Here is a 20,773-nt window from a genome sequence, read left to right as displayed (position 1 = left end):
AAGGGGGCGCTGGTCGCCGCTTCCGCCTGACAATGAAAGGCTCTAAGCGTTTCCGGCCATGCCGGCCCGACCTCTTTATTGCCGTTTCGCTGGGGCAATGATGCGGCTATCGCGCAGACGGAGGCGAATATGGTTCGGCGATTGATAGCGGGGGCAGGCGGAATTCTGCTTGCGGCCGTGCTCGGCCAGTTTCCCGAATATGCCCAGCAATATACCCAGCGGCTGGGCGGGGCGGTCGACGAGTTGCGCATCATCACCGCGGAGTTCGACCGGGCGGCGCAGGCCGGCGGGCTGGACCGGGAAGCGGCGCTGGCGCGCTACGGCCTCGCCGATGACGGCTTTCTGGCCGAACAGGGCCAGAGCATGACCCGCACTTTCGCGCGCTATGAGGAACTGAGCCGCACGCTGGCGCGGATCGAAGGCGCCGGGCCGGTCGAGCGTTTCCAGGCCCTGCCCGCCTTTCTCGATACCGATATCGGCCGGCGGACGCTGGAACACTACCAGCCGGCCATGCCGGTGACCATGGAAGGCATTCTCTATGCCGGCAGCGGCTTCATGCTGGGCTATCTGGCGCTCTCGGGCCTGATCCGCTTCTGCGCCCTGCCCTTCCGGCGCCGGCGGATCCACCGGGCGTGACAGCGGCTGCCGGAGGCGGAGCGGATTGATTCGTGGGGAAAACCGATGGCGCGGACCCCCGCCCCTAGCCCCTCCCCACAAGGGGGAAGTGTTCATTTGGGGTTCCTGACTCAATCCGTCCCCTCACACCGGGCTGCCCTCGGGCGTGACCCGAGGGCCTCTGTCCACGTGCAAGAAACTCGGGTTTTGGGGCTCCCAGGCCGGCCCTCGGGTCGAGCCCGAGGGCAGCACAGCGTTGGTGCGGGCAACAACGATCAAACCAGAAGCGTCCAAAGTAAACACTCCTCCGCAACGGGGAGGGGAACGCAGCGGCGCGCCTGGCCCGGGGGACGGCCTGCCACTCGAGCGTAGCTCTCGCGGCCTTCTCGCCTCCAGTCGCGCCACTGGCGCGCCTGGCCCAAGGGACGGCTCGAAGACATAAACATAGCTTTATGTCCGTCATTGATCGGCCACCCTCCCTCCCTTATAGGAAGGGCAAGGTTTTTACGCATCCGGAGCCAGACATGACCAGCAGCCCGACCGACTATGCGGTCAAGGACATTGCCCTCGCCGATTTCGGCCGCAAGGAAATCGCCATCGCCGAAATCGAAATGCCCGGCCTGATGGCCATCCGCGAGGAATATGCCGCCGCCCAGCCGCTCAAGGGCGCGCGCATCGCCGGATCGCTGCACATGACGGTTCAGACGGCGGTGCTGATCGAGACGCTGGTGGCGCTGGGCGCGGATGTGCGCTGGGTCTCGTGCAATATCTTCTCGACCCAGGACCACGCCGCCGCCGCCATCGCCGCCGCCGGCATCCCGGTGTTCGCCCATAAGGGCGAGACGCTGGAGGAATATTGGGAATTCACCGACCGCATGATGCAATGGGGCGACGGCGGCACCCCCAACCTCATCCTCGATGACGGGGGCGACGCCACCATGCTGGTGCTCACCGGCGCCAAGGCCGAAACCGATCCGTCCATCCTCGACAAGCCGGGCAATGAGGAAGAGGAAATCTTCTTCGCCACCATCCGGAAGCGGCTGGAGCGGGAGCCGAATTTCTATTCGACCATCCGCGACAATATCCGCGGCGTCTCCGAGGAGACCACCACCGGGGTGATGCGGCTCTACCAGTTGCATGCGCGCGGCGAACTGCCCTTCCCGGCCATCAATGTCAACGACTCGGTCACCAAATCCAAGTTCGACAACAAATACGGCACCCGTGAATCGCTGGTCGACGCCATAAGGCGCGGCACCGACGTGATGCTGGCCGGCAAGGTCGCCATCGTGTGCGGCTATGGCGACGTGGGCAAGGGATCGGCCGAGAGCCTGCGCGGGGCCGGCGCCCGGGTGCTGGTCACCGAGGTCGACCCGATCTGCGCGCTGCAGGCGGCGATGGAAGGCTTCGAGGTGGTGACCCTCGAGGAGGCCGCCCACCGCGCCGATATCGTCGTCACCGCCACCGGCAACCGCGACGTGCTGATGGTCGACGACATGCGCAATCTCAAGGACATGGCCATCGTATGCAATATCGGCCATTTCGACAATGAGATCGACGTGCAGGGCCTGCGCAATTTCAAGTGGACCAATGTCAAGCCGCAGGTGGACCTGATCGAGCAGCCCAATGGCAAGCGGCTGATCCTGCTGTCCGAGGGGCGGCTGGTGAATTTGGGCAATGCCACCGGCCATCCCAGCTTCGTCATGTCGGCCTCGTTCTCCAACCAGACCCTGGCGCAGATCGAATTGTGGACCAATGGCGAGCAAATCGAGAAGAAGGTGCATGTGCTGCCCAAGCATCTCGACGAGAAGGTCGCCGAACTGCATCTGGCCAAGCTCGGCGCCAAGCTGACCAGGCTGACGAAAAAGCAGGCCGACTATATCGGCGTTCCCGTCGAAGGCCCGTTCAAATCGGGCGAATACCGCTACTGAACCCGCTGAAGCGCCGCAAAATTCCGGTGGAGGCCCGCATTTTTCATGCGGGCCTTTACGCTTTTTAAAGGTTTCTGTTTCGTTCTCCGTCAAGCCCTTTCCTTGCCCTTTGCCCGCAACGCACAGGCATGAAGACTCTTTTTCCCGATTCCCCGGCCCGCTATGGTCTGGGTGATTCGGCCTGCGGGGGTTAGGCGGGCCGGTCCTTGGGGGCACGCCGGAATCCACTGACGATTCCGCGTCAGGCGGCCTTTTCTCAAGTCCAGGCGTACCGGCCATCCCGGCCGGATCGACAGCGCAAATCGAGCAAAAGAGGGCTGGTATGGCGCCGGATCGTTTCCGGAAGCGTTTGGGATTCGCAGGGCTGCGTTCGGCGCCCCTGGCCCTGGCCATGACGGCTCCGGCCCTGGCGCAGGGTTTTGTCCCCGCCAGCCTCAACGGCATCGCGCCCGCCGCCATCGCCGTGGGCGCCGGGGGCTTCGCCCTACTGTCTATGGCCCTGGTGCGCTCCCTGCTCAAGGATGGCCGCGCCGCCCGGCGCCGCGCCGCCGAACAGATCGCCGGCCTGCGGGCCCTCGTCGACGAATATGAGAACCTGATCGCCGGCAGCCGCGAATTGACCGTGCTCTGGGCCGGTCAGGGGCATGGCACCCCCCGCATACTGGGCCAGGCCGCCGCAGTGCTGCCGCCCGGCCGCCAGCCGCAAAGCGTGCTCAATTTCCATAGCTGGCTCGGCGCTCCCGAAGCCAACCGGCTGACGGCATTGCTGGACGATCTGCGCATGCACGGCCATGCCTTCTCGGCCAGTCTCGAGACGCTGGACGGGCGCCGCGTCCGCACCGATGGCTGGGTGCTGGGCAGTGCGGCGGCCTTGCGGCTGCGGCCGATCTTCGGCGCCGCTACGCTGGCGCCGGACCTGGCCGACGCCAGCACGGCCGGCGACTGGGAAGGCGCCCGCACCATATTGGAGCTCTTGTCCAAGCCGGCCTTCCTGCGCGACGGGAGCGACCGGCTGGCCTATGCCAATCCGGCCTATCTGGCGCTCGGGAAGGCGCTGGGCAGAACCGCACAGGATGGCCGGCCGCCCGAACTGCTCGACGCGGCGGCACTGGACAACCATCTGCGCACCTGCGCCGCCGGCGAAGGACCGGTGCGGCTGCCGCTCGACCTGGGCACGCATGGACAATTCGAGCTGGTCGAATTTTCCGTGCTCGACGGCCGCGCCGGCTATCTTTGCCCCGCGGCGGGAACCGCCCATGCGCCGGTGCCGGGGGAAGCCGGCCTCAGCCATATCGGCGGCATCATCGACGCCCTGGCGACGCCCATCGCCATCTTCAACGCCCGCCGCGAACTGGTGCAGTTCAACAGGGCCTTCGCGGAGCTGTGGAATCTCGACCCGCTCTTCCTGACCCCGGGGCTCGACGAGCGCGCCATTCTCGACAAGCTGCGCACCGAGGGGCAGTTGCCCAATCAGGTCGACTATCACACCTGGCGGGCGAAGCATCTGGAAAGCTACGGCCGCAGGGAGCCGTTCGAGGCCGATCCCTGGCACCTGCCGGACGGCCGCACCATCAAGGTGATCTCCGCCCCCGCCGGCCCCAATGGCGGCGTCATCTACGTGTTCGAGGACCTGACCGAGCGGCTGGAGCTGGAATCCACCAACAAGGCCTTCACCAATGTGCAGCGCGAAACCATCAATGCGCTGTCCGAAGCGGTGGCGGTGTTCGGCACCAATGGCCGGCTGACGCTGTCCAACCCGCAGCTCGAAAAACTATGGAAGCTGCCGGCGAACGCGCTGGGTACGGCGCCCCATATCGACCAGATCGCCGAGATCTCGAGCCGCGCCATTCCCGAGGATGGGACGGCGATCTGGCGGAACCTCAAGCGCGGCATCATCGATCTCAATCCCACCCGCACCGACCAGACCGGCCGCATCAACCGCTCGGATGGAAGGCTGATCGACTATGCCATAACGCGCCTGCCGGACGGGCAGACCATGATGACCTTCCTCGACGTGACCGAGAGCGCTTCCTATTCAAAGGTGCTCAAGGAGCGTAACGACGCGCTGGTCGCCGCCGACCGGCTGAAGGACGCCTTCATCGAGAACGTCTCCTACGAACTGCGCTCGCCACTCACCAATATCATCGGTTTCGCCGACCTGCTGGGGGAAACCGAGCACGGCCTGGACGCCCGGCAGCGCGACTATATCGACTATATCCGCGCCTCGTCGGTGACATTGGGCGTGCTCATCGACAACATCCTCGATCTTGCCTCGGTCAATGCCGGCATCGCCGAGCTCAATCCCGAACCGCTGGTGGTGGAAGCGCTGGTGGACAAGGCCAGGGCCGGCCTTGCGGCAACCTTTCCCGAGGTTTCGGGCGAGGCGCCCAGCGTCGTGGTGGAGATCGAGCCCGACCTGCCGGCCTTCGTCGCCGATGGCACGCGCATCGTGCAGGTGCTCTATAACCTGCTGTCCAACGCCGCCCGCTTTTCCCCGCCCGGAGGAGAAATCCGCCTCTCGGTCAGCCATCGCGCCGATCGCATGGTGTTCGTCATCGAGGACGAAGGGCCGGGCATCACCGACGAGATGAAATCGGCCATCCTCACCCGGCTGGACAATCCCGCCACCGGCGGCCGCCAGCGCGGCGCCGGGCTGGGCCTGTCCATCGTGCGCACCTTCGTCAATCTGCACGGAGGCACCATCTCGGCCGAAAAACGCGAACCCAAGGGCAGCCGCATCATTGTCAGCCTGCCGCGGGACAGCGCCCTGGCGGGCGTCGCAGAATAGCACCGAGGCGCGGCGGAACGCTCGCCGGCCATTGCAAAAGCCTCCGGGCATTGCAAAAATAGCCCTCGTCACCGCCCGGCTGTCCGATGGTCCATTGGTATGTCCGGCCTGCCCGGACCCTGACGAAAGAACCAAGGTGCCAGAGCAACTCCTCTTCGAAAAATTCCTCCCCGACGATGCGGCCACCGCCGCGTTCGGCACGGAACTCGCCACCTTGCTGCATCCGGGGGACGTCGTGCGCCTCGAGGGCGATCTGGGCGCGGGAAAGACGGCGCTGGCGCGAGCGATCATCCGGGCCCTGGCGGCCGATCCCAAGCTCGAGGTGCCCTCCCCCACCTTTGCCCTCGTCCAGCCCTATTACACGCCCAACGGCCCGGTCCTGCATGCGGACCTCTACCGGCTGGCCGAGGCCAGCGAGGTCGAGGAACTGGGCCTGCTCGAGGATTCCGACGCCATCGTGCTGGTGGAATGGTCCGAACGCGCCCCCGAGATCGCGGCGGCGGCAACGCTGCGCGTGACGCTGACCGTGCCGCCCGGCGGCGAGGGCCGGCAGGCGCGGGTCGAACGGCGGTAGGGCATATCCGGGATGAGGGAGCCCGGTGGCATGCCCTGCGGTTTCCACGGTGACTCACAAACCCACCCCCTCCCCTCAAGGGCAGGGCAATCGCATATGGAAAAATCTGTGAGGCCGGTCCCTTCGCCTCCCTCCCCCTTGAGGGCTTCGAACTGTCCCGCAGGGTCAATCGCTCCGGTGGAGCGATTGAAGGTGAGAAGGCCATGAGAGCTATGCTCGAATGGCTGGGCCAGGGTGGGGGTTCGGGATTGTTCGGGAATCCGACTGATCCATCGAGAAAATCGACGGCGCGGAACCCCCACCCCTAACCCCTCCCCTCAAGGGGGAGGGGAACACGACAGCGGCCATTGCGCCGTCAGGCTCATATGCAATTCCCCTGCACCTCAAGAGGGAGGGGAACGCTATTGCTGCCGGCGTTTATGATGTTCGCTTTCCTGGTTGGCACCGCGCTGGATGGAGCGGTCGCCATGGGAAATCTCGAACTCGCCGGCGGGCTGCTCGGTATCCCGCCGTGCCTCGGCCAGCGATCTGGCATGCGGGTCGACCTCGACGCCGTCGCTGCGCTCGCGCTTTTCGATTATCGCCTTTCGCTGCTCCCGCGTACGCGGACCGGTGGTCTTTTCCGTACCGCGGGGCTCGGTAGTGGATTGCTGGGCCATGACCTTCTCCATTTTCGCCCCCGAGGAACAAACGGCTCAGCATCCGCCCGGTTGCCAATCGTGATCGCCCGCGGCGCAACCGCCGCCTGCCGGGAAGGATTGACCCGGCGAGGGCCGGAAAGGAGCGATCATGTCCACCAATCAGCCCAAGACCCGCCACCCCAACGATCTCGACCTCAAGCGCAATCCGGGGATCGGCCAGACGACGCGCGGCATCGACCAGGAGGAAATGACCTTCGAGGACGAGGAAGGCGACAATACCATCGAGGGCGACGTGATGAACGACACCGAAGCCGATGGCAGCATCGATCCGCAGCGACGGGGCCGGGTGAACAAATAGCGCGGTGCGCGGCGCGAACCCGTCAGTGCGCCTCGTCCCAGTTCCGTGCGGCATGGGCGTCCACCCTGATCGGCACGGTCAGCCGGACGGCGGGCTCGGCGGCGCCTTCCATGACCTTGCGGATCACCGGAATGGCCCGGTCCTCGGTGCCCTCGGGCACCTCGAAGATCAGCTCGTCATGGACCTGGAGCAGCATGTCCGCCTCGACGCCGGCCTTGTGCAGTTCCGGCTCCATGCGGATCATGGCGCGGCGGATGATGTCGGCGGCCGAGCCCTGGATCGGGGCGTTGATCGAGGCGCGCTCGACAAAGGCCCGTTCGGACGGATTGCCTGAATTGGCGTTGGGGAACTGCACCTTGCGCCCGAAGATGGTGGTGACGAAACCATCGGCTTTCACCCGTGTCTTCTGGGCGTCCATATAGTCCCTGATGCCGGGGAAACGCTCGAAATAGGTCTTGATGTAGTCGCCGGCCTCGGAGCGGGCGATGCCCAGCTGATTGGCGAGGCCGAAGGCGGAAATGCCGTAGATGATGCCGAAATTGATGGCCTTGGCGCGGCGCCGCACCTCGGAGGGCATCCCCTCGATGGGCACCTTGAACATTTCGCTCGCCGTCATGGCGTGAATGTCCAGCCCTTCCTCGAAGGCGTCCTTGAGCGCCTGGATATCGGCGATATGGGCCAGGACCCGCAATTCGATCTGCGAATAGTCGGCGGAAACCAGCACCTTGCCGGGCGGCGCGATGAAGGCCGAACGGATCTTGCGGCCGTCCTCGGTGCGCACCGGAATGTTCTGCAGATTGGGATCGTTGGAGGAGAGGCGCCCGGTGAGCACGCTGGCCTGGCTGTAGGAGGTGTGCACCCGGCCGGTGCGCGGGTTGATATAGGTGGGCAGGGCATCGGTATAGGTGCCCTTGAGCTTGGTCAATTGCCGCCAGTCGACCACGGTGCGGGCCAGCGGCACGCCCTTGAGCGCCAGATCCTCGAGCACGTCGGCGCCGGTGGACCAGGCGCCGGTCTTGGTCTTGGTGCCGCCTTCGAGCCCCATCTTGCCAAAGAGGATATCGCCGAGCTGCTTGGGCGAGCCGAGATTGAAGCTCTCCCCGGCCAGCGCATGCGCTTCCGCCTCGAAAGCGGCTGCACGCTGGGCGAAATCGCCCGAAAGCCGCGCAAGAATTTGCCGGTCGACGGTGATGCCGCGCGCTTCCATGCGGGCGAGGACCGGCGCCAGCGGCCGCTCCAGCGTCTCATAGAGGGTGGTGGCGTTTTCCGCGGCGAGGCGGGGCTTGAGCACGTGCCAGAGCCGCAGGGTGATGTCGGCGTCCTCGGCGCCATAGCGGGCGGCGGCGGCGATCTCCAACTGGTCGAAGCTCTTTTGCGCCTTGCCGGTGCCGGCCAGCTCGGCAAAGGTGAAGGTCTTGTGGGAGAGCCAGTGCTCGGCCAGGATGTCGAGCCCGTTATAGCGCGGGCCGTCCAGCGCATAGGAGATGAGCATGGTGTCGTCGGCCGGCGTCATGACGATGCCGTAGCGGAACAGCACCTCCATGTCGTATTTGACGTTCTGCCCGATCTTGAGGATGGATGGATCCTCGAGCACCGGGCGAAGCGCCTCGAGCACCTCGCGCACCGGCAATTGCCCCTCGACCAGCCCGTCCCCACCCAGCAGATCCCCCGGCTTGGCGTGGCCGACCGGAATATAACAGCCTTCCCCGATTTCGGTGGAGAGGCATATACCCACGAGATCGGCCTGCTGCGGATCGAGGCCGGTGGTCTCGGTGTCGATGGCGACGCGGCCCTTGTCGACGATCCTGGCGATGCAGGCGGCGAGCCGGTCCGGCGTCGTCACGATCTCATAGGCGCCGTGATCGACCGGAATGGCCTTGACGCGCGCATGTTCCTCGGCGGCATGGCGCGCCGGGCCGGTGCCGGGCACGACATTGGCGGCCAGCTTGGCCTTTGCCACCGACAGCGAGGTGGATTTCTGCGGCACGCCGGCAAGGGGCGCGTCGCCCCCTGCCCTGAGCGCCGGATCGGCCTCGAAAAGGTCCGGGTCGGCCTCGAGGAGCGTGGCGAGGCGCCTCGTGATGGTGTTGAACTCCATCGCCTTGAGAAAGGGAAAGAGCGAGGCCGGGGAAATGGGCTCGCGGGCGAGCGCGTCGAGATCGAGCGTCACCGGCACCTGCCGCTCCAGCGTCACCAGGCGCTTGGAGATGCGCGCCAGCTCGGCATGCTCGATCAGCCGCTGGCGCCGCGCCGGCTGCCGGATCTCCTCGGCGCGGGCCAACAGGGTCTCCAGGTCGCCATAGGCGTTGATGAGCTCGGCCGCGGTCTTGACGCCGATGCCGGGCACGCCCGGCACGTTGTCGACGCTGTCGCCGCACAGCGCCTGCACGTCGATCACCTTGTCGGGGGTGACGCCGAACCTGGCGAACACCTCCTCGGCGCCGATCCATCTGAGCGGCGGCTGGCCGGGGCGCGGAATGGTGTCGAGCAGGCGGATCGAGCCATCGGGCTCGACCATCTGCATGAGGTCCTTGTCCGAGGAGGCGATGGTGACTTTGAAGCCCCGGTCGCGCGCCAGGCAGGCATAGGTGGCCATGATGTCGTCGGCCTCCCACCCCTCCATCTCGATGGCGGGGATGGAAAAGGCGCGGGTGGCGGCGCGGGTCAGCGGGAATTGCGGCACCAGTTCCTCGGGCGGGGGCGGACGCTGCGCCTTGTACTGGTCGTAGATGTCGTCGCGGAAGGTCTTGCCCTTGGCATCGAAGATGACGGCCATATGGGTGGGCGCCTCGTCGCCCTCGAGATCCTGCGTCAGCTTGAACAGCATGTTGCAGAACCCCTGGACGCAGCCCACCGGCAGCCCGTCGGACTTGCGGCTGAGCGGAGGCAGGGCGTGGAAGGCGCGGAAGATGTAGCCCGAGCCATCGACGAGCAGCAGATGCATGAAACGATTCCCTCTTGCGGTCGGCCGCGACTCTATCGCCTCGGGCGCCGCGATGGCACCCAATTTTGCCAGGGCCCGGGCGGGATCGTCCGGCAGTGGTTTTTCCCAATGGACCCAACTCGGCCATTTTCTTATTCTAGTGGCCGAAAATTGAACGGGGGGCGGCGTTTCCGCCCGGCTCGAACGGCTATGGAGCCGAAAGGAAATTTCGTGCAGCTCAACCCGCCCGCGAGGTTGCGCGTCACCATTCTGGTGGTGGATGACGATGCCCTGATCACCCTCAACACGGTCGACCTCCTCACCGAGATGGGCCATGTCGCGCTCGAGGCCTATTCCGCCGCCGAGGCGTTGCGCATCCTGGAGCAGCGCGCCGAAATCGCCGTGCTGATCACCGACTATGCCATGCCGGGCATGACCGGCGTGGAGCTGGCGGCGGCGGCGCGCGCCCTGCGGCCCGGCCTCGCCGTGCTGCTGGCCACCGGCTATGCCGAATTGCCCGAGGGCACGCCCTGCGACCTGCCGCGATTGGAAAAGCCCTTCCGCGCGGACGAATTGGCGCGCCGGATCGCCGAGCTGCTGGGAACGGCGGCCGAATAGGGCGGCCGGTTCAGCGCAGCCCGCTTTTTTCCAGGAGGCCCAGGCGCTTGGCGTCGTAGTAATAGCCGCCGGCATAGAATTGCACGGCGCGGTCCTCGTTGCCGCCGGCCGTCACATAGGCGCCGGCCAGATAGCGCACGGCATAGCGCAGATTGGTTTCGGCATCCAGCAGGCCCGACGGGTCGCCGGAAAAACCCATGCCCCGCGCGGTGGCGTGGCTGATCTGCATCAGGCCCCAATAGGGACCGTTGCGGGCGGCCGGATTGTAGCCGCTTTCGCGCACGATGACCCGGCGCACCAGCCGCTCGGGCACGTCGTATTCGGCGGCGTAATGGGCGATCAGCCCATCCAGATGGCCCCGCTCGCTGCCGGCATAGCCCAGCAGCATGTCGGTCGGAGCAGCCGGAACGGCGGCGGCGCGCGGCACATGGCCGGCCGGGGTGGGGGCCGAAGGAGCAAGGGAGGCGATGGCTGCCTGGGCGGAACGGTTGCCCGGAAGGGGCTTGACCCCGGCGATGGAACACCCGGCCAGAACCACGGCCAAGGCCAGAGTGCCCGCAATGGGGAGCGGTCGAGCCGTCATACGTCTTCCTTTTCCGCCTGCGCCAATCCCTCAGGGGCCGGCTACGCTCCAATCACGGCGGCTTGATGGCAAAAATGGGACGCCTCCTCAAAGGCCCGGGGCGATCGCCGCGAACCCGATATCGCGAACGCCGATTTCCACAGTTGCGCATTCCCTACCCTTGCACTAGTTTGCGCCCGTTCCAACGGGCTCAAAACCCGATTCCGGCCTGCACCCGTAGCTCAGCTGGATAGAGTGCTGCCCTCCGAAGGCAGAGGTCACAGGTTCGAATCCTGTCGGGTGCGCCATTCTCTTAATCCTTTGATATTACATAGATTTTCTCATCTTTGAGATAAAGATGGGCACTAGTAACCTAAGCCGCCTGATGTCCGCTGCTTGCAGATGAATTCGTAGGGGGTGAGACCCTTGAGGGTCTTGAGGCCGCGTCCGAAATTGTAGGCGTCGATGACGTCCTGAAGATGCCGGCGCAACTGGTCATGGCTATCGTGGTGGAAGCGCTTGACGGTTGATTCCTTTTCCGGCGACCATTGCGGGATTTGCTCACCACGCAGAACGGCCGGAATGGGGTGCATAGCCGCCATTCCGGTGAGCGCGTCAAGCATGCGCCACCTTTCGTTCTCGTCGTCAATGCCGCCTCCCCGGATCAGGCGCGATCATGGCCGTCGGCGGTCGCTTTTTGAATCCAGGCATTGAGCGTCGCCAGATCCGCATATTCAGCGCCGCCGATCTGCAGGATATAGGCGGTGTCCCCATGATCGAACCGGGCCACTTCAAGACGGTGCTTGCCAGATCGTTCGATGATGGCGCTCCAGTCCCTGGTTTCGGACAAGGGAATATGCAGGACCTTGCCGCGATCGAATATGTGGCTGCGACGGACGATGAGGATGCCATCCCGCAGATGGACCTCGGCAAGCCTGGTGCGGCCGCTCCAGCCAATGGCGATCCATAAGACCACGACGATGCCGGCAAAGGCGATCGCCGCGGGCAGGATGCCTGCCTCCCAGCCCCGATCGTCAATCGCCGCCGCCATGGCGGCAATCGGCGGCCCCAGAAGGAGCAGCCATATGGCCCGCCCCGTGCGGCGTCGATAGATCAGCCGCCCTCCATCATCCATTCAATCGACCCGGCACGGAAAATGGTCGTCGAGCGCCGAGACGATGGCCCGGTAAGCCGGCATGAAATGCAGATCAGTCTGGCCGTACAGCGTCTTTCGGATCGCCTCCACGACCTTTTCCGGCTCCACGTCCACGATGCAGAACCGGGTTCCGGCCGTGTCGAACATTTCGGCCACGGCAAGCGCATAGCCATAGCAGACGCCAATCCATGTCGGCTCCGGCGCCCCGCAGATACGGAACAGCCCAGCGGCGCTCAGTCCCCTTTCCGGCGCATAGGAGGCGACAGGGAGAAGGAAAATGGCGAATGCAAGGGCGGTCGATTTCAGCACGACGCCGCCTCCTCCGACACGCTGGGAACTGCCAAGCTGGCCCGAACCACCTGTGAGCAGCCCGCGGTCAGTTTCCCATGGGCTGCATCACGCCGCCGCCCATATTGGGCATCATGCCGCCACCCGTATTCGGCGCCATGCCGCCGCCACCTGGATTCGGCATCATGCCGCCGCCGGCGGGCATGGTGGGCAGGCCGGCATAGGACCAGGCCTCCAGCCCCCCGCGATACCAGAGCACGTTGCGATAACCCAGATTGGCGGCGCGCAGCGCGGCATTATAGGACATCCAGCACTGGGTGGAGGCACAGTAGAACACCAGCGCCGCATCCTGCCTGCCGCCGGTGACCTGTTGCAGGAACTGGCCGAAACCCTGCTGGGTCTGATCCTGGAAGGAGCCGGGCTGGGCGGCGTTGACCGCCATGATCGCCCCCGGCAGGGTCTGGTCGCCCCCCAGCACGTCGAACAGCAGATAGGGTTGCTGGTTGCTCATCACCAGCTGGAACAGCTCGGCCGTGGTGGTGACGCGCGCGCCGGGAATGGAGCTGGGCGTGGGGCCGTGCATGGCCCCGTCATGCAATTGCTGGGTGGGCTGGACGCCGTAATCCTGCAATTCCATCTGCGCCATCTGCTGCAATTGCTGCACCATCATATCGGTCTGGTTCGGCTGAGGCTGCGGTTGTGGTTGCGGTTGGGGGAAGGACGGCTGGGGCTGGAAGTCGGTCTGCGGCTGGGGTGTGAAGGAGGGCTGCGGTGGCTGGAAACTGGGTTGCGGCTGGGGCTGGAAGTTCGGCTGCGGCTGCATGCTCGGGTTTTGCGTCATGAACCCGGTATTGGGCGCCTGGTTGAACCCGTCCTGCGCCAGCGCCGGCACAGAGGCCAACAGGGTCACGGTCATGGCGATGAAAACGGCCTTTTTCACGATGCGGTCCTCTTGCTTGGGTCAGGGCGCGGCCTGCAATTGCCGGCCATCCATGTTGAAAACGGAGTTGGGATTGAAATTGTCGTCATTGGTCAGGAAATAGCTGCCGTCCTGCAATTGCCAGGCATTGCGGTAATTGTAGTCGAGCTGCACCGGCCGGCCGGAGGTGTCGAGATAGGTCTCCACCCCCCGCACCGCCTCCATGGTTTCGCGGTGCATACGGTCCTGGATGGCCATGCGCTCGTTGTAGCCATCCATGATGATGCCGGCGATTTCCGCATTGGTGCGGCGGCGGATTTCCGCGCGCTCGGCAGCCCCCTGGATGTTCTGCCCGTCGATGACGGCACGGTGCTGCAGGATGAAGTCGGACCATTCGCCCGTCGGCAGGAAGGATTTGCGGATCGCCTCGCTGGCGGCGAGATCGAGATGGCCGGCCGGCGCCCAGACGACGAAGCTCCATTCGCTGGAGCCGCCCAGAAAGGTCTGGGCCGGCGGCGGGGCCGGCATGGGCAGGCCGGGAAACAGCGAGGGATCGATCATCAGCCCCGACGCCGCCGGATCGAGCACCGACCGGCTGAACAGGGCGCTGCCCAGGATGGCGCCGCGCATGTCCTGCCCGTCCGAACCGGTAAAGGCGAACATGGCCTCGCCGGCGTCGAGCCAGGACTGCATGGAGATGCCCGGCGCGCTGATCCCCAGCCCCGGGAACTCGGCGGGCACCGCCTGCCCGCCCACGATATCGGGGCGGCGACGAAAATCGATCATGCGGGCGTCGGGCCAGATCGCCTGCGCCTCATAGGTCAGCAGGTCTTCCAGCGAGGTGAACGGCGTCTGCCGGCAATTGCTGAACTCGCCGCGCCCCCAGCCCAGGCTGGGGAAAAAGCCCAGACCGTAGCGGCCGTCGGGCGACCGGGCGGTCCAGTTGACGTTGTAGCCATAGGCGTTGCACGGGTCGCCCCAGGTCAGCCCGCCCTCGCTTCGCCAGCCGGACGGAATGAAACCGCGAAGCGCCGCCATGTCCGAATGCATCAGCACAGTGGGCGTTACATGCAGCCCGCTTTCCTGCGCCATGACCGGTTGGGCGGCGAAAACGGCCAAGACGGCGGTGAACAGGGCTGCAAGGAGATGTTTCATGGCGCTCATCCAGCCGTTACCGCGATGAAGTTCCGTTCCACCCAGCCGGACTTGCATGGCCCGGTATAGAGCCGGGCGGGGACGATCGGGCTGCTCACGCCGCACTCGCGGCCGCCGCCATAGACGATGCCATCCCATGCGCCGGCGCCGGTGCAGACAAAGACCGCGTCGCCATTGTGCAGACGGTCGATTTTCGCGTGACCGGCACCCGGCCCGGCGCGGACGGCGAGGAAATCGTCGTCCCCTGCCCCGAGCCCGACGACGACCCCATTGGAGGCGCAGGCATCCATGTCGTCGCCGCCCAATGTCAGATATTGCGCCTGGGCCGGGCCAGGCAGCAGAAGAACGAGCAGGACGGCGCCGGCAAGCACGAAACCACTCATGCGCTTTTTCCTGCCGTTCGCCATGTCGACTCCTCCGCCCTGCGCGCCGCCATGGCTCCGCGACGACGCGCTTTCCGAGGCTCTTAGCCTTCTGTTAAGCTAATGGCGCGCCGTGCCCGGGCAACCGGACATGAGCGGACATGAGGGGGCAAAAGCGGACATCGGCCGATGGGGGAGCTTAAGGGAGTGGACGAAAGGGCAAATCGCCCGCTGACGGGCTGGAAAGCCATTGCCGGTTATTTCGGCAAGGACGAGCGTACCGTGCGCCGCTGGGCCGCCACGCGGGACCTGCCGGTGCATCGGGTGAACGGGGACCGCAGCGGCCCGGTCTTCGCCTATGTCGCCGACCTCAACCGCTGGCTGGTCAATCACGGCCATGTGGTGGAAAGCCCGGCTGTCGCACCACTTGCCCCCAGGTGGTCCGGCGCTAGATGGATCGCCGCCCTGTGCGCTGCCTGCCTCGTTCTCGGCCTTGCCGGGGCGGTTGGCTGGCGCCTGCTGCAGCCGGAGGAGCGGATGCCGTCGGGCGCGGCGGTATCGAGCGCCGAAAGTCTTTATCTCGACGGTCTCTATCACCTGGAGACGCGCACCGCCGACGGCATCGCGCGGGCGCTGGGGCTCTTCGCGCAGACCATCGCCGCCGATCCCGGTTTCGCCTCCGCCTATGTCGGCCTGGCCGACGCCTATAATCTGGTCAGCCAATATACCCCGGCCAGCGCCGAGGAGAGCTATCCCAAGGCCAGGGCCGCCGCCGAACGCGCCATCGCGCTCGACCCCGGAAACGGCCCCGCTCATGCCGCGCTGGGTTTTTATACCTTCTATCACAGCCGCGACCCGCAGGCGGCGATGGCGCTGATGCACAAAGCCATTGCGCTGGACCCGGCCAATGCGCGTGCGCATCACTGGTACGCGCTGATCGCCATGCAGAACCGCGATTTCACCGTGGCGCTGGAGCAGATTGCCCTCGCCCAGCGGCTCGATCCACATGCTCCCTCGATCCTCGCCAATAAGGGACTGATCCTGTTCCATGCCGGCCAGACGCAGGCGGCGCTCGATATCCTGCGCCCGCTGAAACAGAACGAGCCAACCCTGCTCTCCCCGCCGGCCTACCTCGCCACCATTTACCTGGCGACCGGACGGGACAACGACTTCCTGCGCGAATATCGGCTGGCGGCGGAGATTTCGGGCAACCGGTCCGCCTCGACCATAGCGACGGCGGCGGAAGCCGGCTTGCGAGCAGGCGGGCGGCCGGAAATGCTCAGGCGCATGTTCGCCGAGCAACAGCGCCAGCACGCCCAGGATAACGAGCCGGCCTTCAAGCTGGCGCTGACCGCCGCCATGCTGGGCGAGGAGGCCGCCGCCCTGGATTTCCTCGTCCAGTCCATCAGGCGGCGCGAGCCCGATATACTGGGGATCAGGCTCGAGCCGGCATTGGCCGGGCTGCACGGCGACGCGCGCTACCAGGCCCTGGTGGCCGAGGCGGGGTTCACGCCGGAAGATTGATCCGGTGGGATTCCGGAGGCGCGAAGACGTCCGATCCGCGCAGCTACATCGCCCGAACTGGAACGATGCCGGGATCGGGCCGTCAGCCTGTCCTGGTCGCCTCGATGTGGAAGGTCACGGTCACCCCATGGCCGACGAGCTCTTCTTCCACGTCCTCGTCCATATCGCCGACATTGTAATCGAGGCGATCGAGGGAGAGCGTACCGTCCGCCACGGCACTGTCGCCATCGATGGTGAGGGTGAAGGGGAGCTCGATCTCCCGAGCGACGCCCTTGATCTCCAGCGTGCCCAGCGCCACGTAACTGCCGTCTTCCGCCTCCACGACCTCGCTGGACGTGAACCGCGCCTGCGGGAACGCGGCCACGTGAAACCAGCTTCTGTTCTGGGAGTCGCTGTCGCGATCGGGTGAGCCCGAGGCGAAAGAGGCGATATCGACGACCACCTCGATCGTGGCGGCGGAAAGATCCGCGGGATCGAGGACGATCGCGGTTTCGAAGCGCCTGAACTGGCCCGTGAACTCGCTTCCGGTCTGGGTGCCTGCGAAACTCACCGTGCTGGCCTCCGGACTCATGGTCCAGCTCGCGGCCTGGATCTCGGTTACCGCTCCGGCCAGGGCGGCGGCGCACATGAAGCCGAGGGCATGCATTCGAAAGGTCATGGCAGACAATCCATCAGGTTCTGGTTGATCCGAAGGGCAGCATGCGGCGCAGCGTGGCGTCGCGGGTGATGAAGTGGCGCTTCAAAGCGCCGGCGACGTGCAGGAGGATCACGACCATGAACAGCTTGTTGAGCCAGCCGTGAAGCGACAGCGCGATTTCCTGCAGCGGCTTGCTGGGGTCGAGAAGCGCGGGGATGGGCAACAGACCGAAAAAGGTCATGGGCAGGCCGGAAGCCGACGCCCCGACCCATCCCACCACCGGAATTGCGATCATCAGGGCGTAGAGCGCGACGTGCACAATATGCGCCAACCATAGCTCCCATGGCCTGGCGCCCTCGGTCAGCATCGGCGGCGCCGGCCGATAGAGACGCCAGCCAAGCCTGAGAACCGCCAGGACCATCAGCGACAGGCCGACCGCCTTATGCATGTCGAACAGCCGATAGGTCCGCAGCGATGGGGGTTGCGCCGTCATGTAGAGCCCGAGCCCGATCAGCATCAGGATTGCGAGCGCCATCAGCCAATGCAGCGTCTTGGCCACCGGGTCATAGGCTGAGGGCAAGGGCCTCCCGGCTCTGGCCATGGTCTGCGGCTCGGTACTCATGGGCAATCCGGATTTTACGTCAGGCGGGGCATGGACAGCGATCTGCGGCCCGGAAAACCACCCGGACCGCCATGATGGGAGGGACTTTGCCATCATTACCCTTCGGGGAAAAGCTATATTATGACTTTTAATATCATAATAGACTTGCATAACCTGACCTCAAGAGTCATAAATTTTCCCGCATCCGTCGCTCCGCGTGTTTGCCGCTTTTCGCGGAACCGGGTGCTTCATAGGTCGCGGGGCCCTGTGCAGCGCTTCGCAACCGGCATGGCAATGGGCCGCTCGTGCGGAGCGCCCCGCAACACGAGAGAAATTTCAATGACTTCGATCGCTTTATCCACGGGACGCCGTCTGAGCGCGGCCGCTTTGGTCATCACGGCCGCAGGACTGCTCGCGCCGGCGGCCTTCGCCCAGGAAGTGGCGGAATCGGGATGGGCCTACACCGTCGAAAGGATCGCCACCGGCGTCAATAACGGCTATCAGCTCGCCTTCGATCCCGAAGGCCGCCAGGTCTATTTCGCCGATACGCGCTGGCGGACCGAAGCCCGCGACGCCGACGGCAAGGTCACGGTGACTCAGCGGGCAACCGGCAAGCTGGTGCAATTCGACGCCGAAACCCGGGCGATCGACAATGTCTATTCCTATCTCGGCCTGGCGCGCAGCGACGGCAACGGCACGGAAGGCGATGCATTCGACTGGAGCGGCGTCGACGCCGAATCGCTCTCGTCCATGCGCACCCATTTCTCGCCCTATGGCATCGCCGTCGACTATAATGGCGGCGATCCGCTGGTCATCACCACGACGGCGCGCGGCCGCGACGCCGAACTGGGCTATGGCGGGCATGTGGTGGTGTTCAACCCCGCCCAGGGTGATCCGACCGATGCCGACCGCATCTGGCAGCTCGAGGACGGCTCGCCGGTGTTCGACGGGGTGCGGCGCGTAGCGGTCAACACCCGGACGCACAAGGCGTTCGTGACCAATTTCGCCGATGCGCGCGGCGACAAGGCCCGCCCCGGCTTCGTCGTGGTCATCGACCTGCCCACCAGGACCGTCGACGCACGCGTCGCGATCCCCGAAGGCGGGGCCATCGGCGTCGCCGTGGATGAGGAACGCGACCTCGTCTATGTCGGCTCGCTCGTGGGCGAGAATTTTTACGTGATCGACGCCGGCGCGCTCGATAACAGCGACCCGGCCGATCTCGAGCTCAACGCCGACGCAGTGACCCTGCTGCCGGCCTCGGTTCCGGAAAATGCGCGCCCCACCTACAGCCCCGAATTGCAGCGTCTCTATATCTCCTCCTATGCCAGCCCCGAGGGCACCATCACCGTCGTCGATGCCGACACGGACAGCGCCTCCTATGGCGAAGTGATCGACACCATCACCACCGGCCCGACCAATGCCGTTGCTGTCGATGGAGAGCGCGGCCTGCTCTACTCGGCCAATCTGGGCGACCGCGAGGTCGTGGTCTATGACGCCGAGAGCTTCGAGGAACTGCACCGCCTGCCCACCACGGGCAATGCGCTCAATATCGGCATCGATCCGGTCACGCGCGACGCCTGGGTCTCGAACTTTTCGCAGGCCAGCGTCACCGACGTGTTCACCCTCACCTATGCCGGTGAGTGAGACCTGACCAAGCGGAAGCCGGGCCCGCCCGGCTTCCTCCCGTTCGATACCGCTCCGGCCCCGTTGGCATCCCTGCCGACGGTGTCGGTTTTCCATATCCAAGGAAGCTTTCACCATGACCATGCCCGTACCGGTGCGGATCTCCGCCGCAGCCGCCGCCTTCCTCGCCTTGCTCCTCGCGCCGGCCGTCGCGCAGGATCCCGTCACCGGCTCGACGCTGGATGGCGCCACTTTCCAGTTGCCCCCGGTCTGGGTGATCGGGGAGCCGCTCGCCATCGAGGGCGAGAACTGGACCACCCATGCGGGCGACCGGGGTTCGGTGATCGGCGTCAAATATGATTTCGGCGAGGTGGTTCCCTCCGATCCGGTCGACGAGATGGACGATATCTGGGCGCGCATCACGGCCGATGGACGCGGGACGTTTTCGGCCCAATTGCCCTATCCGGAGGATGCCGGCTGGAGCGCCGGCGAGCAGCACACCATCCATCTGCTAACCGGAGCGCTGGGCGATAACGACAAGGTGCGCAATCCCACCCTCCGGATAACGCTGGTCGAAGCCGAGTAAGGCGGCCGCAGGCTGGGCGCTTCACGGCCGACCTCATCGGGGCCGGGGACAATCATGGCGCGCAGGAAGGAAGAGGACATCTCCCATGCACAGCCCCAATTCCGGCGCTCCGGCCCATGCCCAGGCATCCCGCCTGCGCGCGCAGGACATAACGATCGGCTATGAGCGCCGAATTATCGCACGGGACCTTTCGCTCGATATCCCCCACAGAGGCTTCACGGTCATCGTCGGCCCCAATGCCTGCGGCAAGTCCACGCTGTTGCGGGCATTGTCGCGCCTGCTCGCACCCCATGCCGGCGCGGTGCTGCTCGACGGGCAGTCGATTTCCGACATTCCCCCCAAGCAGGTGGCGCGGCGGCTCGGCCTGCTGCCGCAGGCGTCATCGGCGCCGGACGGAATAAGCGTCGCCGACCTCGTCTCCCGCGGGCGCTATCCGCATCAGAACCTTCTGCATCGGTGGTCCGTGGCCGACGAGCAGGCGGTGGATCGCGCCCTACGTCTGGCCCGGGTCGAGGATCTGGCGGAACGTGCCGTGGACGAGCTTTCCGGCGGCCAGCGGCAGCGGGTTTGGATCGCCATGGTGCTGGCGCAGGAAACGCCGCTCCTGCTGCTGGATGAACCCACCACCTTTCTCGACATCGCCCACCAGGTCGAATTGCTCAATCTGTTGCGCCGCCTCAATCGGCAGGAGGGAACCACCATCGTGGCGGTGCTGCACGATCTCAACCTGGCGTGCCGCTACGCCGATTTCATGGTGGCGATGAGCGCGGGCCGCATCCTGGCGAGCGGGACGCCGGAGGAGATCGTCACCGCCGAATTGCTCAAGGAGGTTTTCGGCCTGGACTGCATGATCATCGAGGACCCGGTCAGCCACACGCCGCTGGTCGTCCCGCTCGAGAACGCCGACTGACCTCG

20 protein-coding genes, 1 tRNA gene and 1 pseudogene are annotated in these 20,773 nt (G+C 65.6%); 11 read left to right on the top strand and 11 right to left on the bottom strand.

Annotated elements, in window-relative coordinates; translation table 11 throughout:
- Positions 1 to 129: 129 nt before the first annotated feature.
- From ACFOOL_RS10305 to tsaE, 4 genes are all read left to right on the top strand, one after another.
- Entirely contained in the window at positions 130 to 636 is a 507-nt protein-coding gene (locus ACFOOL_RS10305) for a DUF2937 family protein (RefSeq protein ID WP_380096879.1), read from the top strand.
- 503 nt (positions 637 to 1,139) lie between these two features.
- On the top strand, positions 1,140 to 2,543 hold the full coding sequence (gene ahcY / locus ACFOOL_RS10300; RefSeq protein WP_380096878.1) for an adenosylhomocysteinase: 1,404 nt from the start codon (positions 1,140 to 1,142) through the stop codon (positions 2,541 to 2,543).
- Positions 2,544 to 2,934: 391 nt separating this feature from the next.
- The gene (locus ACFOOL_RS10295) at positions 2,935 to 5,331 is read left to right on the top strand and encodes a sensor histidine kinase (RefSeq protein WP_380096877.1); all 2,397 of its coding nucleotides are present in this window, start codon (positions 2,935 to 2,937) and stop codon (positions 5,329 to 5,331) included.
- A 136-nt stretch (positions 5,332 to 5,467) separates the two neighbouring features.
- Complete coding sequence (gene tsaE, locus ACFOOL_RS10290; RefSeq protein ID WP_380096875.1) at positions 5,468 to 5,905, top strand: tRNA (adenosine(37)-N6)-threonylcarbamoyltransferase complex ATPase subunit type 1 TsaE; 438 nt, start codon at positions 5,468 to 5,470, stop codon at positions 5,903 to 5,905.
- Positions 5,906 to 6,306: 401 nt separating this feature from the next.
- Here tsaE and ACFOOL_RS10285 read toward each other — a convergent pair whose 3' ends face one another.
- On the bottom strand, positions 6,307 to 6,564 hold the full coding sequence (locus ACFOOL_RS10285; protein WP_380096874.1) for a hypothetical protein: 258 nt from the start codon (positions 6,562 to 6,564) through the stop codon (positions 6,307 to 6,309).
- Positions 6,565 to 6,694: 130 nt separating this feature from the next.
- On the opposite strand from ACFOOL_RS10285, the gene ACFOOL_RS10280 reads away from it, so the two are divergent.
- Positions 6,695 to 6,904 (top strand): hypothetical protein, encoded by a 210-nt coding sequence (locus tag ACFOOL_RS10280; RefSeq protein ID WP_380096872.1) that lies wholly within the window; start codon positions 6,695 to 6,697, stop codon positions 6,902 to 6,904.
- A 22-nt stretch (positions 6,905 to 6,926) separates the two neighbouring features.
- Here ACFOOL_RS10280 and polA read toward each other — a convergent pair whose 3' ends face one another.
- Positions 6,927 to 9,848, bottom strand: coding sequence for a DNA polymerase I (polA, locus tag ACFOOL_RS10275; RefSeq protein WP_380096870.1), 2,922 nt, complete (start codon positions 9,846 to 9,848; stop codon positions 6,927 to 6,929).
- A 210-nt stretch (positions 9,849 to 10,058) separates the two neighbouring features.
- Here polA and ACFOOL_RS10270 point away from each other — a divergent pair, with 210 nt between their 5' ends.
- Complete coding sequence (locus ACFOOL_RS10270; RefSeq protein WP_380096868.1) at positions 10,059 to 10,445, top strand: response regulator; 387 nt, start codon at positions 10,059 to 10,061, stop codon at positions 10,443 to 10,445.
- 10 nt (positions 10,446 to 10,455) lie between these two features.
- Here ACFOOL_RS10270 and ACFOOL_RS10265 read toward each other — a convergent pair whose 3' ends face one another.
- Positions 10,456 to 11,028, bottom strand: coding sequence for a transglycosylase SLT domain-containing protein (locus tag ACFOOL_RS10265; protein ID WP_380096866.1), 573 nt, complete (start codon positions 11,026 to 11,028; stop codon positions 10,456 to 10,458).
- A 210-nt stretch (positions 11,029 to 11,238) separates the two neighbouring features.
- Between ACFOOL_RS10265 and ACFOOL_RS10260 the strand changes: the two genes are divergently transcribed.
- Positions 11,239 to 11,315 (top strand) — tRNA-Arg (locus ACFOOL_RS10260).
- A 57-nt stretch (positions 11,316 to 11,372) separates the two neighbouring features.
- Here ACFOOL_RS10260 and ACFOOL_RS10255 read toward each other — a convergent pair.
- From ACFOOL_RS10255 to ACFOOL_RS10230, 6 genes and pseudogenes are all read right to left on the bottom strand, one after another.
- Positions 11,373 to 11,543, bottom strand: a pseudogene (locus tag ACFOOL_RS10255) (IS3 family transposase); the annotation flags it as partial.
- A 128-nt stretch (positions 11,544 to 11,671) separates the two neighbouring features.
- Positions 11,672 to 12,142, bottom strand: coding sequence for a hypothetical protein (locus tag ACFOOL_RS10250; RefSeq protein ID WP_380096864.1), 471 nt, complete (start codon positions 12,140 to 12,142; stop codon positions 11,672 to 11,674).
- Positions 12,143 to 12,472, bottom strand: a complete 330-nt coding sequence (locus ACFOOL_RS10245) for a Rap1a/Tai family immunity protein (protein WP_380096862.1) — start codon at positions 12,470 to 12,472, stop codon at positions 12,143 to 12,145. It abuts the gene before it with no gap.
- Positions 12,473 to 12,539: 67 nt separating this feature from the next.
- Positions 12,540 to 13,391, bottom strand: coding sequence for a rhodanese-like domain-containing protein (locus tag ACFOOL_RS10240; protein ID WP_380096860.1), 852 nt, complete (start codon positions 13,389 to 13,391; stop codon positions 12,540 to 12,542).
- 21 nt (positions 13,392 to 13,412) lie between these two features.
- Positions 13,413 to 14,525, bottom strand: coding sequence for a hypothetical protein (locus tag ACFOOL_RS10235; protein WP_380096859.1), 1,113 nt, complete (start codon positions 14,523 to 14,525; stop codon positions 13,413 to 13,415).
- A 5-nt stretch (positions 14,526 to 14,530) separates the two neighbouring features.
- Complete coding sequence (locus ACFOOL_RS10230; protein ID WP_380096858.1) at positions 14,531 to 14,908, bottom strand: integron; 378 nt, start codon at positions 14,906 to 14,908, stop codon at positions 14,531 to 14,533.
- Between the two features lie 186 nt (positions 14,909 to 15,094).
- Between ACFOOL_RS10230 and ACFOOL_RS10225 the strand changes: the two genes are divergently transcribed.
- A complete protein-coding gene (locus ACFOOL_RS10225) occupies positions 15,095 to 16,411 on the top strand; it encodes a tetratricopeptide repeat protein (protein ID WP_380096857.1) in 1,317 nt (438 codons plus the stop codon).
- An 82-nt stretch (positions 16,412 to 16,493) separates the two neighbouring features.
- On the opposite strand, the gene ACFOOL_RS10220 is transcribed toward ACFOOL_RS10225, so the two are convergent.
- Complete coding sequence (locus ACFOOL_RS10220) at positions 16,494 to 17,069, bottom strand: YceI family protein (RefSeq protein ID WP_380096856.1); 576 nt, start codon at positions 17,067 to 17,069, stop codon at positions 16,494 to 16,496.
- Between the two features lie 13 nt (positions 17,070 to 17,082).
- Entirely contained in the window at positions 17,083 to 17,670 is a 588-nt protein-coding gene (locus tag ACFOOL_RS10215) for a cytochrome b (protein ID WP_380096855.1), read from the bottom strand.
- Positions 17,671 to 18,036: 366 nt separating this feature from the next.
- Between ACFOOL_RS10215 and ACFOOL_RS10210 the strand changes: the two genes are divergently transcribed.
- From ACFOOL_RS10210 to ACFOOL_RS10200, 3 genes are all read left to right on the top strand, one after another.
- Positions 18,037 to 19,293, top strand: a complete 1,257-nt coding sequence (locus ACFOOL_RS10210) for a YncE family protein (protein ID WP_380096854.1) — start codon at positions 18,037 to 18,039, stop codon at positions 19,291 to 19,293.
- A gap of 115 nt (positions 19,294 to 19,408) precedes the next feature.
- Complete coding sequence (locus tag ACFOOL_RS10205; RefSeq protein ID WP_380096853.1) at positions 19,409 to 19,858, top strand: hypothetical protein; 450 nt, start codon at positions 19,409 to 19,411, stop codon at positions 19,856 to 19,858.
- 85 nt (positions 19,859 to 19,943) lie between these two features.
- A complete protein-coding gene (locus ACFOOL_RS10200; RefSeq protein WP_380096852.1) occupies positions 19,944 to 20,768 on the top strand; it encodes an ABC transporter ATP-binding protein in 825 nt (274 codons plus the stop codon).
- Positions 20,769 to 20,773 lie beyond the last annotated feature (5 nt).

Origin of the sequence: Devosia honganensis, from assembly GCF_042648785.1 — a bacterium.
GTDB lineage: Bacteria > Pseudomonadota > Alphaproteobacteria > Rhizobiales > Devosiaceae > Devosia > Devosia honganensis.
The sequence above is the reverse complement of the archived record's forward strand: the minus strand, read 5'-3'. Positions and strand labels throughout refer to the sequence as shown.

Excerpts from the sequence above, each read along its gene's own strand:
- ahcY (WP_380096878.1), top strand. The coding sequence starts at position 1,140 with ATGACCAGCAGCCCGACCGACTATGCGGTCAAGGACATTGCCCTCGCC.
- ACFOOL_RS10220 (WP_380096856.1), bottom strand. The coding sequence starts at position 17,069 with ATGACCTTTCGAATGCATGCCCTCGGCTTCATGTGCGCCGCCGCCCTG.
- ACFOOL_RS10205 (WP_380096853.1), top strand. The coding sequence starts at position 19,409 with ATGACCATGCCCGTACCGGTGCGGATCTCCGCCGCAGCCGCCGCCTTC.
- ACFOOL_RS10230 (WP_380096858.1), bottom strand. The coding sequence starts at position 14,908 with ATGAGTGGTTTCGTGCTTGCCGGCGCCGTCCTGCTCGTTCTTCTGCTG.
- ACFOOL_RS10215 (WP_380096855.1), bottom strand. The coding sequence starts at position 17,670 with ATGAGTACCGAGCCGCAGACCATGGCCAGAGCCGGGAGGCCCTTGCCC.
- ACFOOL_RS10280 (WP_380096872.1), top strand. The coding sequence starts at position 6,695 with ATGTCCACCAATCAGCCCAAGACCCGCCACCCCAACGATCTCGACCTC.
- ACFOOL_RS10200 (WP_380096852.1), top strand. The coding sequence starts at position 19,944 with ATGCACAGCCCCAATTCCGGCGCTCCGGCCCATGCCCAGGCATCCCGC.
- ACFOOL_RS10265 (WP_380096866.1), bottom strand. The coding sequence starts at position 11,028 with ATGACGGCTCGACCGCTCCCCATTGCGGGCACTCTGGCCTTGGCCGTG.
- ACFOOL_RS10295 (WP_380096877.1), top strand. The coding sequence starts at position 2,935 with ATGACGGCTCCGGCCCTGGCGCAGGGTTTTGTCCCCGCCAGCCTCAAC.
- ACFOOL_RS10285 (WP_380096874.1), bottom strand. The coding sequence starts at position 6,564 with ATGGCCCAGCAATCCACTACCGAGCCCCGCGGTACGGAAAAGACCACC.
- ACFOOL_RS10235 (WP_380096859.1), bottom strand. The coding sequence starts at position 14,525 with ATGAAACATCTCCTTGCAGCCCTGTTCACCGCCGTCTTGGCCGTTTTC.
- ACFOOL_RS10250 (WP_380096864.1), bottom strand. The coding sequence starts at position 12,142 with ATGGATGATGGAGGGCGGCTGATCTATCGACGCCGCACGGGGCGGGCC.
- ACFOOL_RS10305 (WP_380096879.1), top strand. The coding sequence starts at position 130 with ATGGTTCGGCGATTGATAGCGGGGGCAGGCGGAATTCTGCTTGCGGCC.
- polA (WP_380096870.1), bottom strand. The coding sequence starts at position 9,848 with ATGCATCTGCTGCTCGTCGATGGCTCGGGCTACATCTTCCGCGCCTTC.